Origin of the sequence: Mycolicibacterium monacense (assembly GCF_010731575.1) — a bacterium.
In the GTDB taxonomy this organism is placed as follows: domain Bacteria; phylum Actinomycetota; class Actinomycetes; order Mycobacteriales; family Mycobacteriaceae; genus Mycobacterium; species Mycobacterium monacense.
Window position 1 is genome coordinate 5,841,993 of record NZ_AP022617.1, and the last position, 14,678, is coordinate 5,856,670.

Below are 14,678 nucleotides of genomic sequence, written 5' to 3' on the forward strand. Positions count from 1 at the left end.
GAGCCGCGGGTGAACTGAAGGTGAATGCCACCTGCCGAAACGCCGAGGAGCGGGTCACTCGCAGGTGGTGTCGGCGGCGTTGGTGACGTTGAGATCCTCCGGCAGCGGGGCGGGTGTGCTGCCGGTGTCGTGCAACACGTTCACCTGGACCGGTGAGCCGCTGGGTGTGGGCGCGGCGACGGCGTTGTAGTCGTTGCCGAGCACGACCTGGACGATGTCACCCATACCGCTGACCCGCTCGATGGTCGGGTTGGCGAACGACGACGCAACGGTGGCCGCGGCCTGCTCGTTACCGGGGGAGAAGAACACCGTCGTCTCGGTCAGCGCACTCGGGTAGTCGTCCGGGGTCGTGACGTTGAAGCCGTACTGCTGCAGTTCCTCGGCGGTCGTCGCACCCAGACCGGTCTGTCCGGTGGAGTTCGACACCTGCACGGTGACGTCCTGCGGTTCGGTGGTGACGGCGTTGACCAGTTCGGCACCGCCGGACTCGGTCGCCGCGACCTCGGGATCCGCCGTCGTCGACTCCGGGGTGCCCGGGACGGGCGTGTTGTCGGGGTTCTTCTCCCCGGGCAGCGGATCGTCGTTGATGATCGCGGTGAACAGCGCACGCATGTCGTCGGTGCGGGGAGTCTCGTTGCCGTACTCGTCGGCGTAGCCGGTGGTCGGCACGGTGACGAAGCTGATCCGTCCCGCGGTGACGCCCTGGATCGACTGGCCCAGCGTCACCAGGTCACGGGTGTCGATGTTGTCGACGTAGCTGTCGTCGATGAACATGTTGACCACGTTGTTGAGCTTCGACAGCGAGAAGAAGACCTCCTTGGAGATCAGCGAACGCAGCAGCGACGACAGGAACCGCTGCTGGCGCTTGATGCGGCCGTAGTCGCCGTTGATCTCGGTGGTGACCTGGCGGGCGCGGACGTAGTTGAGCGCGGTGTGCCCGTCGACCATCTGGCGTCCGGCGGTCGGCAGCACCGTGCCGAGTTCGTAGTCCTCCAGCGGTTCGGTGCTGCAGACCTCGACACCGCCCAGGGCGTCGACCATCTTGGAGAACCCGGCGAAGTCGACGGCCATGAACCGGTTCACCGACAGGCCCGAGAGCTTCTGCACGACCTTGACCAGGCACTTCGGCCCGCCGACCGCGTACGCCGAGTTGAGTTTGTACTCGGTGTAGACCGTTTCGCGCCCGTACATCGGCGACTCCGGGTCGGTGATCGGGCCGTAGGCACCGGTCTCCGGGTTCCAGGGCTCGCACTCCATGGGATCGATGGACAGGTCGCGGGGGAAGGACACCGCCACCACGCGTTTCCGGTTGGCCGGGATATTGACCAGCATCACGGTATCCGACCTGGCGCCGGCGGCGTCGTCGGTGGTCCCCGCGCCCATGCCGCTGTTCTCGCCGATGCGACTGTCCACACCGACGATCAGGAAGTTCTCGTCGCCGAACTGTGCGTTCGGATCGACGATGTCGCGGCTCTCCTGGTCCAGCGCCGACACCCTGTTCATGAGGCCGTTCTTCGACGTCTGCCACTGCCAGGCGCCGCCGGTGAGCACCAGCGCGAGCACCGCCAGCAGCGCGGCCGCGGCGCGTCCGGCCAGGATGATCCGGCGGCGCCGGTGCGGTTCGTCCTCGGCGACGACGGTGCCGCCGTCCCCGACCCGGTACGGCGGCACCCGGTCACCCGGATCCTCGGCCAGGACGGGCAGGTCGGCGGCATAGGCGCTGGTCGCGGCGGGGATGATCTCGGTGTCCTGGCGGTCCGGATCGGCCGGTTCACGGACGGGTTCGCGGATCGCCTCGATGATCTCCGTCTCCGGGGCGGGTGGCTCCGGTTCTGGCTCGGCGCGCCGGCGTTTCGGTGTCAGCTCCGCCGGGGCGCTGCCGTCGCCGTTGAGTTTGGCGATCAGGTCGGCGACGGTGACCACACCAGCGGTGTGGCTGCCTCCGGACTCATCGGGCCCGGACTCCTCGGGTTCCTCCGTCTCGTCGGCTTCCGGTTCGGACTGCCGACGTTTGAGCGGTTCACTGCGCTCCCACGGCGCGGCACCCGCTGATCGCCGCCCGGATCGGGTAAGCCATTGGTTGTCCCAGTCGGACCTCGGCTCGTCGGGACGCCGAGGGTCGGGTGTGGCACCAGCTCCAGGGCTGTCGCCGTCACTCATCAACCGGCCTCCGACTTTGCGTGGTGCACGCGCGAACGCACGCGGTGCTCGTCCTCTTCTAAGCGATCACTCTGTCTTGTAGCAGCGCCTCGGGAACTCCGCCACCGGAGCCGGGCTGCAATTGAACCCACATCGTACTGAGCGATCCTGTGAGGCATCCAGCCGGAGAACGTCTCGAGAACGTCTCGGTATGACGACCGGTCAGCCTCCGGAGTGCATGACGTCTGCACCCGCCGGCACCGTGCAGTCGTCCGGATCGGTCAGCCAGCCCTCCGGCAGGGACACCGAAGCGGCGGACCCCTGCCGTCCGCGCGGGCCGGTCGCCGCCGGTGGGAACGGCACGTCGGGGTCGAGCCGGGCGAGCAGTTCGGAGAGTTCTGCGCGCGTCTTGACCAGCGCGAGCGCCCGGCGCAGATCCGATCCGGCGGGGAATCCGTGCAGGTACCACGCGATGTGTTTGCGGATGTCGCGCATGGCCTTGTCCTCGCCGAAGTGGTCGGTGAGCAGTTCGCCGTGCCTGCGGATGATGTCGGCCACCTCGCCGAGTGTGGGCGGTACCGGCAGGGGGCGGCCGGTGAACTTGGCCGACAGTTCGGCGAACAGCCACGGCCGTCCGAGGCAGCCGCGCCCGATCACGACACCGTCGCACCCGGTGGCCGCCATCATCGCCAGCGCGTCGTCGGCGTCGAAGATGTCGCCGTTGCCCAGGACCGGGACGGCCGTCACGTGCGCCTTGAGCGCGGCGATCTGGTCCCAGTCGGCGGTGCCGGAGTAGCGCTGCGCCGCCGTGCGGGCGTGCAGGGCGACCGCGGCCGCACCCTCCTCGGCGGCGATGCGGCCGGCGTCCAAATGGGTGTGGTGGGCGTCGTCGATACCGATCCGGAACTTCACCGTGACGGGGATGTCCGTGCCCTCTGTGGCGGTGACTGCGGCGCGCACAATCTGCCCGAACAGTTTCCGCTTGTAGGGCAACGCGGCGCCGCCGCCGCGCTTGGTCACCTTGGGCACCGGGCAGCCGAAGTTCATGTCGATGTGGTCGGCCATGTTCTCGTCGGCGATCATCTTCGCCGCCGCATAGGTGGTGGCCGGGTCGACGGTGTAGAGCTGCAGCGATCGGGGTGACTCGTCGGATGCGAACGCGGTCATGTGCATGGTGACCGGGTGGCGTTCGACCAGCGCCCGGGCGGTCACCATCTCGCACACGTACAGGCCGCTGACGGTGCCGGCCCTGGCCACCTCGAGCTCACGGCACAGGGTGCGGAAGGCGACGTTGGTCACCCCGGCCATCGGGGCCAGCACCACGGGGCTCGGCAATGCCAGCGGCCCGATCCGCAGGGCTGCAGACCGGGCCGTATCGGCGGGAGGTGCTACGACGCTGATGACGCGAGGACCTTTCCGGTCTTCTTCTCGGCCATCTTGGCTTCGCGTTCGAGACGCTTCTGCTTGGCCGTCTCGAACTTCTCGCAGGCCTCCTTGAGTTCCTCGACCAGCACGCCGAGGTCGTCGCGCATGCGGGCGGCCTCACCGGTGAAGTCCTCGCGCTCGAAGATGCGCCACTTCTTGAGCACCGGCATCACCACGTCGTCGAGGTGGATCCGCGGATCGTAGACACCGCCGACGGCGATGATCACGGCCTTGCGGCGGAACTCCGGCACGGTGTAGCCGGGCATCTTGAAGTTGCGCAGCACCCGGTGCAGCGAGTGCATGGCCTGGTCGGGCGCGATGTCGAAGCCGGCCTCGGACACGTCGCGGTAGAAGATCATGTGCAGGTTCTCGTCGGCCGACACCCGCTGCAGGAGCTGGTCGGCGACCGGATCCTGACAGGCCTTGCCGGTGTTGCGGTGCGAGACGCGGGTGGCGAGTTCCTGGAAGGTCACGTAGATGACCGAGTCGAACAGGCTCTCGGCGAAGAGGTCGCCCTGCTGGTTCTGGCCGGGAGAGAAGCCACGGGTCATCTGCTCGACGCGCAGTTCCTCGAGCTGGACGGGGTCGACCGCGCGGGTGACGACGAGGTAGTCGCGCAGCGCGATGCCGTGCCGGTTCTCCTCGGCGGTCCAGCGGTTGACCCACTGGCCCCACGCGCCGTCCATGCTCATGTTCATCGCGATCTCGCGGTGATACGAGGGCAGGTTGTCCTCGGTGAGCAGGTTCTGCACCATCGCGGTCTGGGCGACCTCGGACAGCTTCGACTGCTCGGGATCCCAGTCCTGGCCGCCGAGGGCGTAGTAGTTCTTGCCGTCCGACCACGGGATGAAGTCGTGCGGGTTCCAGTCCTTGCGCATGGTCAGGTGCCGGTTGAGCAGCTTCTCGACGACCGGCTCCAGCTCGTGAAGCAGGTGCAGGTCGGTCAGGTTTTCGTGCATGTCCCGTTGTCCTCCTCGCGTGCGGGAGCCCGTCGGCGTTATCTGTGCCCGTTGGTTGCAGTCAGAGTATCTGTGTACGTCGGTGACATCAAGTTTGGGTGGACGAGTGTCACGCGGGTCACCAGCACTGCATTCGAGCGTCCAGGCCCGCATTTCGGGCTCAGGCGATGTCCCATCGGGGTACCCCCGATCGCCGGCGGCCATGCCGCGGCGTCAGTGGCTGGCGACCCGGCTGAGCAGCATGTCGACGCAGTAGTCGATGAACTGTTCGCGGGTGGCGCTGAGCCTGCCGTCGAGGTAGGCGGTGAAAAGCGCGGTCAGCGCGCCGATCAGCCCGGTGGCGACCATCGCCTGGATGGCCGGATCGGTGATGCGGGTGAGCTTGTGCTGCACCAGCTCGATGAAGTTGGGCATCCACGCCGCGCCCGACTGGGTGAGCACCGGCTCGGAGGCGGGCGCCAGCAGCAGGACCCGACCCCGCGTCGGGTCGTCGACCATCAACTTCACGAACCGTTCGACGGCGTCGCGCGGCGTCTCGGCGGTCATCAGGGCCGACATCGCCCGCGAGCAGACGTCGTCGTAGGCGGCGCGGACGAATTCGTCGCGGTCGACGAAGCTCTCGTAGAAGTAGCGTTCGGTCAGGCCGGCCTCGCGGCAGACGGCCCGCACGGTCAGCGCCGGGCCGCCCTCGCCGCCGAGCAGCTTGACGCCCGCGGTGACGAGTTCGTCGCGGCGCAGCGCCTGGCGGTCCTGCAGGGGGACCCCGGACCAGCGTCCGCGTCGTTGACCGGAAGACACGTAGCTCCTAAGCTCGTTGTGACAACGACTGTAGTCAAAGTTTGTCACTGACGCCGACAGGAAAGTGCACCAGTGAGTCAAGATACTTCTGCGGTACCCGACGCGGCCACCGAATCCGCCCCTGTGGCCAGTGGATGTCCGGTGACATCGGGTGGTTACGACGGCCCACCGCCGCTGGGACCCGATTCGCTGACCTGGAAGCTGTTCGGTGACTGGCGCGGCCTGCTCCAGGGTCCGTGGGCCGGCTCGATGCAGAACATGCATCCCCAACTCGGCGCCGCCGTGCAGGAGCACTCGATCTTCTTCATGGAGCGGATGCCGCGGCTGCTGCGCTCGCTGTATCCGATCGGCGGGGTGGTGTTCGACGGGGACCGCGCGCCGCAGACCGGCGCGGAGGTGCGCGACTATCACATCGGCATCAAGGGCGTCGACGATCAGGGGCGCCGCTACAGCGCGCTGAACCCCGACGTCTTCTACTGGGCGCACTCCACGTTCTTCATGGGCACGATCCTGACCGCCGAGCGCTTCGGCGACGGCCTCACCGAGGACGAGAAGCGTCAGCTGTTCGATGAGCACATCACCTGGTACCGGATGTACGGGATGAGCATGCGCCCGGTGCCGGAGACGTGGGAGGAGTTCCAGGCGTATTGGGACCACATGTGCCGCAACGTGTTGGAGAACAACTGGGCGGCGCGCGAAGTGCTCGACCTGTCGACCATGCCGAAACATCCGTCGCTGCAATGGATTCCGGACTGGATGTGGAGGCTGAACCTCAAGGTGCTCGGACCGTTCGCGGTCTGGGTGACCGTGGGCCTGTACGACCCGCCGGTGCGGGAACTGATGGGCTACAGCTGGTCGCGACGCGACGAGTGGTTGCACCGGCTGTTCGGCCGTGTGGTCAACCTGACGTTCAAGATGCTGCCCGAGCGCAGGCGCTACCACCCGCGTGCCCGCTCCGGCTGGGACCGCGAGGCCGGGCGGCTGCCTGCCGACCATCCGATCGTGCACACCCCGGCGCGCAACCTGCCGCCGGTCGAGTACCGCGACAGCCCCATGCACTACAGCCCGAAGGTCTGATCGCCCCGGCCATGTGAGGCGTTGTTAGCGCTGCCGGTACGGCGGCGCAACGGTCACGCAACGGTGGCCGCCTTTCCTCGGTGTATGACCACGATCTACGAGCAGATCGGCGGCGCCGAGGCACTCGAGGGCGTCGTCGAGGACTTCTACGGCCGTGTGCTGGCCGACGAACAGCTGAGCGGGTTCTTCACGGGCACCAACATGGCCCGGCTCAAGGGGAGGCAGGTGGAGTTCTTCGCCGCCGCGCTCGGTGGGCCGGAGCCGTACACCGGTGCGCCGATGCGGCAGGTCCATCAGGGCCGCGGCATCACCATGCACCATTTCAACCTGGTGGCCGGCCATCTCGCCGACGCGCTGCACGCGGCCGGTGTGCCGGAAGCTCTTGTCGGGCAGATCATCGGGGCGGTCGCCCCACTTGCCGACGAGATCGCCACCGCGCGCACCGCGTGAGCGGGCGATGGTGTGGTGCCCCCACCAGGGCTCGAACCTGGGACCTGCGGATTAAAAGTCCGTAGCTCTACCAACTGAGCTATAGGGGCGCGGTGCACCACAATACTGCGTCGCGTGCCGACCCTGGTTTTGGGTTTGAGGTACCGGTGTCCTAAGCTATCGAAGCTCCCAACGGAAACGTTGCGAGTACCCCGGAGAGATTCGGCTTGGCCCCCTTCGTCTAGCGGCCTAGGACGCCGCCCTTTCAAGGCGGTAGCGCGGGTTCGAATCCCGTAGGGGGTACACGTGACTCATCTGTTCGGAGTCACACAGTTTGGCCCTGTGGCGCAGTTGGTTAGCGCGCCGCCCTGTCACGGCGGAGGTCGCGGGTTCGAGTCCCGTCAGGGTCGCCATCACGGCGAGGCATTGAGGTTCGCAACGGGCCGGTGCCTTCCGGCCAGGTAGCTCAGTTGGTACGAGCGTCCGCCTGAAAAGCGGAAGGTCGCCGGTTCGATCCCGGCCCTGGCCACCATGACAGTGGTTTCATCCAATGTCTCTGCCGGCGCGGCCGTACGATGCTCGCTGATGAGCGTGACGACCGAGGTGCCCAGCGCGGTGGAGGACAGGAACAACTTCCGCCAGCGTCTCCTCGACGCGCTCGAGGAGTCCATCGCCGAGGACGGCTACCAGAAGACCACCGTCGCCGACATCGTGCGGCGCGCCCGCACGTCGCGGCGCACGTTCTACGAGAACTTCGACAGTCGCGAAGCCTGTTTTCTGGCCCTGCTCGCCGAGGCCTACGCGGGTCAGGTCCAGCAGATCTCCGCCGCCGTCGACCCGCACTCGCCGTGGCAGGCGCAGGTGCGGCAGGCCATCGAGGCGTGGATCTCCTCGGCGGAGGCGCGCTCGGCGTTGATGTTGAGCGCCACCCGCGACCTGCCGGCCCTCGGGGCCGCGGCCCACGATCTGCAGCGCGGGGTGATGGAGAACTTCATCGGCATGGTGCAGGCACTCGGGGACACCGACGAATTCCACTCCGCGGGCATCGGGCCGGTCTCACGTCCGCGGGTGGTCATGTTGCTCGGCGGTCTGCGCGAACTGACCGCCATCACCGTCGAGGACGGCGGCCGGATGAGCGACATCACCGACGAGGCCGTCGCCGCCTCGATCGCGCTGCTGCGGCCCGACGGCACCCACAGGGTCTGATCGGGCGGGCCGGGTACCTTACGGGCATGGTCCGGCCCGCGCAGACCGCGCGCAGCGAACGCACCCGAGAGGCCCTACGTCAGGCCGCGCTCGTGCGGTTCCTCGCCCAGGGCGTCGAGGACACCTCGGCCGAGCAGATCGCCGCCGACGCCGGGGTCTCACTGCGCACCTTCTACCGGCACTTCACGTCCAAACACGATCTGCTGTTCGCCGACTACGACGCCGGCCTGCAGTGGTTCCGGGCCGCCCTCGCGGGCCGGTCACCCGACGAGTCGATCATCGAGTCGGTGCATTCGGCGATCCTCGAATTTCCCTACGACGCCGACGCGGTGACCAAGATCGCCGCCCTGCGCGCCGAAGAACTCGACCAGGGCCGCATCGTCCGGCACATCCGCCAGGTCGAGGCCGACTTCGCCGAGGCGGTCGAGGAGCATCTGACCCGCGACCGCGCACCGGCGGCCGGCAGCGACGAGCGGTTGCGGGCGACGGTCATGGCCCGTTGCATTGCCGCCGCGGTCTTCGGGGCGATGGAGATGTGGATGGAAGACGACCCGCGCTCGCTCCCGGAGCTGTCCAGGCTCTGCCGCACCGCACTCGAGAGCCTCGAGTTTCGTCAATATTGACAAAACTTCGGGCCGGTGACAGCCTCGGTCCATGCCGGACTTCGACGTGGTCGTCATCGGCGCCGGGCACAACGGGCTCACCGCGGCGGCCCTTCTGCAGCGGTCAGGACTGCGCACCGTCTGCCTGGAGGCCAAGCGGTACGCCGGCGGGATGGCCTCGACCGTCGAACTGTTCGACGGGTACCGCTTCGAGATCGCCGGCTCCCTGCAGTTCCCGACGTCGGCGACGGTCAGCCGCGAACTCGGCCTCGACGAACTGCCCACCGTCGACCTCGAGGTGATGTCGGTGTCGCTGCGCGGCGTCGGCGACGCCCCGGTCGTCTACTACACCGATCCGATGCGGATGCTGACCCACCTCGACGAGGTGCACGGCGCCGACGCCGTCGCCGGGATGGCCGGTCTGATGGCGTGGAGTCAGGGGCCGACGCGGGCTCTCGGCCGGTTCGACGCCGAGCGCCCGCCCAGATCGCTCGACGAGATGTACGCCTGTGCCGCAACCCCGTTCGAACGCGCCGCGATCACCGACATGCTGTTCGGGTCGGTCAGCGACGTACTGGACCGCTATCTGCCCGACCGTGAGAAACACGGCGCGCTGCGCGGCATGCTGGCGTTCCTCGCCGTCAACACCACCTACCGCGGGCCCGCGACGCCGGGCAGTGCGGCGGCGCTGGCCTTCGGCCTGGCCGTGCCGGACGAGAACGCCGCGCTGATGAAGAAACTGCGCGGCGGGATCGGCGCCCTCACCGACCACCTGTGCCGCCTGTTCACCGAGGCCGGCGGAGAGGTCCGGCTGCGCAGCAAGGTCGCGCGGATCGCGGTCGCCGACGGGCGCGTCTCCGGTGTCGCGCTCGAGGACGGGACAACGCTCACCGCGCACACGGTCGTCTCGGCCGTCGCCCCCGACCTCACCGTGACCGCACTGCTCGACCCCGACGCCGTAACCGCCGACCTCCGTGACCGCTTCGCACGCATCGACCACCGGGGCAGCTATCTGCAGATGCACTTCGCGCTGGACGCCGCCCCCACCTTCGCCGCACCGTACGAGATGCTCAACGATCCCGAGATGCAGGCGGCCATTGGGCTGTTCAGCACGCCGGAGGAGCTGCAGAGCCAGTGGGAGGACTGCCGGCGCGGTGTGGTGCCGGCCGACCCCGCGATCGCGCTGCAGATCCCCTCGGCGCACGATCCCACGCTCGCGCCGCCCGGTAAGCACGCCGCGTCGGCGTTCGCGCTGTGGTTCCCCGTCGAGACCGACCACGCCCGCTACGGGGAGATGAAGACCGAGATGGGCCGGCGGGTGATCGAGAAGATCACCCGCATCGCACCGGATTTCGCCGACCTCATCACCCGGCACACCACGTTCACCCCACGCCACATGGGGACGATGTTCGGGGCGCCGGGCGGCGACTACTGCCATGGCCTGATCCACCCCGAGCAGATGGGCCCGAACCGGCCCGGCCCGAAAGGGTATGTGGATCAACCGCTTCCGGTCGACGGCCTCTACCTGGCCAGTGCCGGATGCCACGGCGGGCCGGGCATCACGTTCATCCCCGGCTACAACGCCGCGCGTCAGGCGCTGACCGACCTGGGCTGAGCCCTCACACCCCGACGGCGACCTCGAGTTCCTTGAGCGAATCCTCGAGGTGGCCGAGCAGCCGCTGCAGGTGAGGCACGCTGCCGCGGGCGCCGACCAGCCCGAAGTCCAGGTTGTCCCCGTTGTTGGCCATCGTGATGTTGAGCGCCTGGCCGTCGAGGGCGATGGAGAACGGGTAGTTCCCGTCGAGGCGGGCGCCGCGCCAGTACATCGGCTCCTGGTTGCCCGGCACATTGGAGATCACGATGTTGAACGGCGGGGGAGCGGTCGAGACGAAGCCGGGCACCGCCCCGAGGCCCAGGGGCGCGATCATCGACGCCGACAGCGCCAGCTGCTGCACCCGCGGCAACTGGGAGAACACCTGCTTGTTCCTGCGCATCGACAGGCTGATGGTGTCGAGGCGGCGGGCCGGATCGTCGTCGTCGGTGGCGAGGTTGCACAGCACGACGCCGGTCATGTTCCCGCCCGAGTCGGCCTCCGCCTCGGTGCGCAGGCTCACCGGCACCATCGCGATGAGCGGCGCAGCCGGGAGCGCGTTCTGTTCGGTGAGGTAGAACCGCAGCGCACCGGCGCACATCGCGAGGATGACGTCGTTGACCGTCGCGCCGGTGGCCCGTTTGACCGAGCGGATGCGCTCCAGCGGCCACGACTGCGCCGCCACCCGGCGGGCGCCGCCGATCGGGACGTTGAACATCGTCTTCGGCGCACCGAACGGCAGCTGGAGTTGTTGCTCGAGCAACGCCGCACGCGCCAGGCCGAACGTCGAAGGGGCAAGCGCGGCAACCGAACCCACGCGGTCGGTGACGCTGCGCAGCAGCGACTTCGACTCCGGTTCGCGGGTGCGCCGCTTCGGCGGCAGGTTCCACGGCACCCGGACCTCCGGGTCTTCCGGATCGGTCGACAGCGTGCGCTGGGTCAGCTTGAGCGCCGACACCCCGTCGATGAGGGCATGGTGGAACTTCACGTACACCGCGAAGCGTCCGTCGCTGAGCCCTTCGACCAGGTGGGCCTCCCACAGGGGGCGGTGCCGGTCGAGCAGCGTGCCGTGCAGCCGCGACGTCAGCTCCAGCAGCTCGCGCACCCGTCCCGGCGACGGCAGCGCCGACCGGCGCAGGTGGTAGTCCAGGTCGACGTCCTCGTCGACGGCCCAGGCGAGGTTGGCGACCCCGCCGAGCACCGTGCCCGGATGCTTGCGGAACGTCTCCTGGAAATCGGTCTGCTCCACCATCGCCTGGTGGATCTCGCGCAGGAAGTCCGCACCCGAGATGCCGTCCGGCGGTTCGAACAACTGCAGCCCGCCGACATGCATGGGATGCTCCCGCGACTCGACGAGCAAGAACATCGAATCGGTCGGCGAGATCAGCTTCATCGCGGGTCCCTTCGGGGTTCGTGGATCTCCTTTGTATGCCCACTGCGGGGCCCGGGCAACGTTTTGCCGGTCGAGGACAGGGAACTTCTCGGAGATGTCACTGAGCGTCGCCGTCACCGGTCCCACCGGGGACATCGGGATCTCGGTCATCGAGGCCCTCGAGGACCATCCCGACGTCGGAGAGATCATCGGGATGGCCCGGCGCCCGTTCGACCCCGCGGGGCGGGGCTGGACCAAGACGACGTACCGGCGGGGCGACATCCTCGACCGCGAGGCGGTGGACGCGCTCGTCGCCGACGCGGACGTGGTGGTGCACCTGGCCTTCGTCATCATGGGTTCGCGAGAGGAGAGCGCCCGCGTCAACCTGGCCGGCACCCGCAACGTGTTCGAGGCGACGGTCGCCGCGTCGCGGCCGCGCCGACTCGTCTACACCTCGTCGGTCGCCGCGTACGGGTACCACTCCGACAACCCGGTGCCGATCACCGAGGACGTGCCCGCGCGCGGTTCGGCCGAGCACTACTACTCCGAACAGAAGGCGGCATGCGAGGCCGCCCTCGCCGACGCCACCGAGGGGTCCGCACTCGAGGTGTACGTGCTGCGGCCGTGCATCGTGGTGGGTCCGAAGGCCCCGGCGCTCGCAGAGGTCATGCCGTGGAATCAACTGCCCGGCGCGGTGCGCCGGGTGACGCAGGCGCTGCCGTTGCTCAAGCCACCGTTCCCCGACCCGGGCACACCGCTGCAACTGGTGCACCACGACGACGTCGCGTCGGCCATCGTCCTCGCGGTCACGACCACCTCCGCGCCGCCCGGGGCCTACAACATCGCCGGCGACGGGGTGCTGTCGATGTCCGATGTCGCCGAGGCGCTGGGCGCCCGGCCGGTGCGGGTGCCGAGGCTGGCGGCGGTGGCCACCTCGGAGGTCGTGGCGCGGCTGCCGTTCGTGCCGTCGCTGCTGGAGTGGTTGCACGCCGGCCGCACCTCCGTGGTGATGGACACCGGAAAAGCCAGGGAGCAACTCGGATGGACACCGAGATACAGTGGCGCCGAGGCGCTTTCGTCGTTGGCGAAAGCCTTCCACTAGTCGCCGGTGTCGGCGGGTCCGCTCGGGGTGGCGCCACCCTCGCTCGACCAGTCGACGCGGTCATCGGCGCCTTCGGCCGGGTCGCTGATGACGTCGTCCTTCGCGTTGTCGGGTCCCTTGTCGGACTGCGTGGTCTTCGGATCGTCGGTCACCGGGCCCGGGTACCCGGCCGGTGCGCGCGGGAAACGACCGGCTCACCGGGCGCGTAACTGCGCCACCCAGTCCGGCGGCACCCGATCCCGCGGGCCCGGGGCCGGTTGATCGGCCGGGTGGCTCTGCGGATCGGCCAGCACCGGACCGTCGTAATAAGTGCCGGTCTCGTAGTTCCAGAACCAATCCTCGCCCGGTTCGAACGACCGGATGATCGGGTGACCCGTCTGGCTCCAGTGCGCCGACGCATGGCGTGCGAGGGAGTCGTCGCAACAACCGATGTGCCCGCACGCCGCACAGCGGCGCAGGTGTACCCACCATCCGTCGTTGGCCTCACACTCGACGCACCCGCTTCCGCTCGGCGGTGCGGCGGGGTCGATCGCATCGGTCATACCCGGCGAGCCTACGCGCGGCGTAGGGTCGTCGCTGTGGCCATTCGTGAATCCCGCGAGGTCGTGATCGAGGCCCCGGTAGACGAAATCCTGCTCGTGATGCTGGATCTCGAGGCGCTGCCCGAGTGGTCGCCGGCGCACCGGAGTTCGGTGGTGCTCGACCGTGACGAGCACGGCAGGCCGACACGCAGCCGCGCCACGGTGACCACGGTCGGCATCACCGACGTCCAGGAGATCGCGCTCAGCTACTACGACGACGGTTACGGCTGGACGCTGCTGAGCTCCACCTATCAGCGCTCCCAGGACGCCCGCTACCGGCTCATCCCCGAAGGCGACCGGACCCGGGTGCGCTTCGAGGTGACCGTCGACCCGATCATGCCGCTGCCGGGCTTTCTGTCCCGGCGCGCCGCGAAGGGTGTCATCGACACCGCCACGCACGGACTGCGCAAACGGGTGCTCGAGGTGCGCAAGCGCGCCAAGTGATCCCGCGGCGCCGACTCGGTCGCTAAGGTCAGCGCATGGCAGTCAGCGATTCGCGCGAAGTGGTCATCGAAGCAACCCCGGCCCAGATCCTCGACGTCATCGCCGACGTCGAAGCCACCCCCTCCTGGTCGCCGCAGTACCAGAGCGCTGAGATCCTCGACACCTATGCCGACGGCAGGCCGCGCCAGGTCAAGATGAAGGTCAAATCCGCAGGCATCACCGACGAGGAGGTGATCGAGTACACCTGGACCGACAGCAAGGTCAGCTGGACGTTGGTCAGCGCCGGCCAGCTGAAGGCGCAGGACGCGTCGTACACCCTGACCCCGGACGGCGAGAAGACCAAGGTCCGTTTCGACATCAAGGTCGACCTGTCGGTGCCGCTGCCCGGGTTCGTCCTCAAGCGGGCGATGAAGGGTGCGATGGAGACTGCGACCGACGGCTTGCGGAAACAGGTTTTGAAGGTCGCCAAGGGTGGCAACTAGCCCTCCATGGCCATCACCGAATCGCGCGAAGTAGTCATCGAAGCCAGCCCCGACGACATCATGGAAGTCCTGTACGACCTCGAGTCGCTGACGGAGTGGTCGTCGGCGCACCAGAAGGTGGAGATCCTCGAACGCGACGACGAGGGCCGCCCCAAACGCTCCAGGCAGGTCGTCAAGATCGTCGGGATCAGCGACGAGCAGGTGCTCGACTACACCGTTCACGACGACGGGGTGAGCTGGACCCTGGTGAGCTCGAAACAACAACGCGCACAGGATGGTCGGTACTTCCTGACACCGGACGGTGACCGCACGAAGGTGCGGTTCGAGCTCACCGTCGACCCGACGGTGCCGCTGCCGGGATTCGTCGTCAAGAAGGGTGCCAAAGGCCTGATGGAGACGGCCACCGACGGCCTGCGCAAGCGGGTGCTGAAGGTCAAGGGCGGCTGAGCTCCGCGACTTCGGCTGAACCCG

16 protein-coding genes and 4 tRNA genes are annotated in these 14,678 nt (G+C 68.3%); 12 read left to right on the forward strand and 8 right to left on the reverse strand.

The genetic code is table 11. The features are described from left to right. Positions 1–54: 54 nt before the first annotated feature. From G6N49_RS28085 to G6N49_RS28100, 4 genes are all read right to left on the reverse strand, one after another. A complete protein-coding gene (locus G6N49_RS28085; RefSeq protein WP_011857049.1) occupies positions 55–2,160 on the reverse strand; it encodes an LCP family protein in 2,106 nt (701 codons plus the stop codon). 201 nt (positions 2,161–2,361) lie between these two features. Beyond that, positions 2,362–3,495 (reverse strand): tRNA dihydrouridine synthase DusB, encoded by a 1,134-nt coding sequence (gene dusB, locus G6N49_RS28090; protein WP_041309868.1) that lies wholly within the window; start codon positions 3,493–3,495, stop codon positions 2,362–2,364. Between the two features lie 32 nt (positions 3,496–3,527). Continuing rightward, positions 3,528–4,523: an acyl-ACP desaturase gene (locus G6N49_RS28095; protein ID WP_083044842.1), complete on the reverse strand. Its 996-nt coding sequence runs from the start codon at positions 4,521–4,523 to the stop codon at positions 3,528–3,530. 213 nt (positions 4,524–4,736) lie between these two features. Then, positions 4,737–5,321 carry a TetR/AcrR family transcriptional regulator gene (locus tag G6N49_RS28100; RefSeq protein WP_011561887.1) on the reverse strand — a complete coding sequence of 195 codons (585 nt, stop codon included), beginning with the start codon at positions 5,319–5,321 and terminating at the stop codon, positions 4,737–4,739. A 72-nt stretch (positions 5,322–5,393) separates the two neighbouring features. Between G6N49_RS28100 and G6N49_RS28105 the strand changes: the two genes are divergently transcribed. Continuing rightward, positions 5,394–6,398 (forward strand): oxygenase MpaB family protein, encoded by a 1,005-nt coding sequence (locus tag G6N49_RS28105; protein WP_011768373.1) that lies wholly within the window; start codon positions 5,394–5,396, stop codon positions 6,396–6,398. An 84-nt stretch (positions 6,399–6,482) separates the two neighbouring features. After that, a complete protein-coding gene (locus G6N49_RS28110; protein ID WP_083044841.1) occupies positions 6,483–6,848 on the forward strand; it encodes a group I truncated hemoglobin in 366 nt (121 codons plus the stop codon). A 13-nt stretch (positions 6,849–6,861) separates the two neighbouring features. Here G6N49_RS28110 and G6N49_RS28115 read toward each other — a convergent pair. Continuing rightward, positions 6,862–6,937 (reverse strand) — tRNA-Lys (locus tag G6N49_RS28115). Positions 6,938–7,057: 120 nt separating this feature from the next. Between G6N49_RS28115 and G6N49_RS28120 the strand changes: the two genes are divergently transcribed. The 6 genes from G6N49_RS28120 to G6N49_RS28145 all read left to right on the forward strand — a co-directional run bounded on the left by G6N49_RS28120 (position 7,058) and on the right by G6N49_RS28145 (position 10,250). Then, a tRNA-Glu gene (locus G6N49_RS28120) sits at positions 7,058–7,130 on the forward strand. 33 nt (positions 7,131–7,163) lie between these two features. Then, positions 7,164–7,240 (forward strand) — tRNA-Asp (locus tag G6N49_RS28125). Positions 7,241–7,282: 42 nt separating this feature from the next. After that, positions 7,283–7,359, forward strand: a tRNA-Phe gene (locus G6N49_RS28130). A gap of 53 nt (positions 7,360–7,412) precedes the next feature. After that, positions 7,413–8,033, forward strand: coding sequence for a TetR/AcrR family transcriptional regulator (locus G6N49_RS28135; RefSeq protein ID WP_179967808.1), 621 nt, complete (start codon positions 7,413–7,415; stop codon positions 8,031–8,033). A gap of 26 nt (positions 8,034–8,059) precedes the next feature. Further along, positions 8,060–8,656, forward strand: a complete 597-nt coding sequence (locus tag G6N49_RS28140; protein WP_011561883.1) for a TetR/AcrR family transcriptional regulator — start codon at positions 8,060–8,062, stop codon at positions 8,654–8,656. A 31-nt stretch (positions 8,657–8,687) separates the two neighbouring features. Continuing rightward, positions 8,688–10,250, forward strand: coding sequence for a phytoene desaturase family protein (locus G6N49_RS28145; RefSeq protein ID WP_083044839.1), 1,563 nt, complete (start codon positions 8,688–8,690; stop codon positions 10,248–10,250). 4 nt (positions 10,251–10,254) lie between these two features. Here G6N49_RS28145 and G6N49_RS28150 read toward each other — a convergent pair whose 3' ends face one another. Beyond that, positions 10,255–11,619, reverse strand: coding sequence for a WS/DGAT/MGAT family O-acyltransferase (locus G6N49_RS28150; RefSeq protein ID WP_083044838.1), 1,365 nt, complete (start codon positions 11,617–11,619; stop codon positions 10,255–10,257). A 94-nt stretch (positions 11,620–11,713) separates the two neighbouring features. Here G6N49_RS28150 and G6N49_RS28155 point away from each other — a divergent pair, with 94 nt between their 5' ends. Further along, positions 11,714–12,700 (forward strand): NAD-dependent epimerase/dehydratase family protein, encoded by a 987-nt coding sequence (locus G6N49_RS28155; protein WP_011857043.1) that lies wholly within the window; start codon positions 11,714–11,716, stop codon positions 12,698–12,700. Here G6N49_RS28155 and G6N49_RS29255 read toward each other — a convergent pair. Both G6N49_RS29255 and G6N49_RS28160 read right to left on the reverse strand, forming a co-directional pair. Beyond that, a complete protein-coding gene (locus G6N49_RS29255; protein WP_165607510.1) occupies positions 12,697–12,852 on the reverse strand; it encodes a hypothetical protein in 156 nt (51 codons plus the stop codon). The two genes, G6N49_RS28155 and G6N49_RS29255, sit on opposite strands and share 4 nt — an antisense overlap. Before the next feature lie 42 nt (positions 12,853–12,894). After that, complete coding sequence (locus G6N49_RS28160) at positions 12,895–13,242, reverse strand: UBP-type zinc finger domain-containing protein (protein ID WP_011561879.1); 348 nt, start codon at positions 13,240–13,242, stop codon at positions 12,895–12,897. Positions 13,243–13,278: 36 nt separating this feature from the next. Here G6N49_RS28160 and G6N49_RS28165 point away from each other — a divergent pair, with 36 nt between their 5' ends. Genes G6N49_RS28165 through G6N49_RS28175 form a run of 3 tightly spaced genes read left to right on the forward strand, consistent with a single transcriptional unit; the run spans position 13,279 to position 14,654 of the window. Further along, a complete protein-coding gene (locus tag G6N49_RS28165; RefSeq protein ID WP_011857042.1) occupies positions 13,279–13,725 on the forward strand; it encodes an SRPBCC family protein in 447 nt (148 codons plus the stop codon). Between the two features lie 35 nt (positions 13,726–13,760). Continuing rightward, positions 13,761–14,207 carry an SRPBCC family protein gene (locus tag G6N49_RS28170; protein ID WP_083044837.1) on the forward strand — a complete coding sequence of 149 codons (447 nt, stop codon included), beginning with the start codon at positions 13,761–13,763 and terminating at the stop codon, positions 14,205–14,207. A 6-nt stretch (positions 14,208–14,213) separates the two neighbouring features. Then, positions 14,214–14,654 carry an SRPBCC family protein gene (locus tag G6N49_RS28175; RefSeq protein ID WP_011561876.1) on the forward strand — a complete coding sequence of 147 codons (441 nt, stop codon included), beginning with the start codon at positions 14,214–14,216 and terminating at the stop codon, positions 14,652–14,654. Positions 14,655–14,678: the final 24 nt, after the last annotated feature.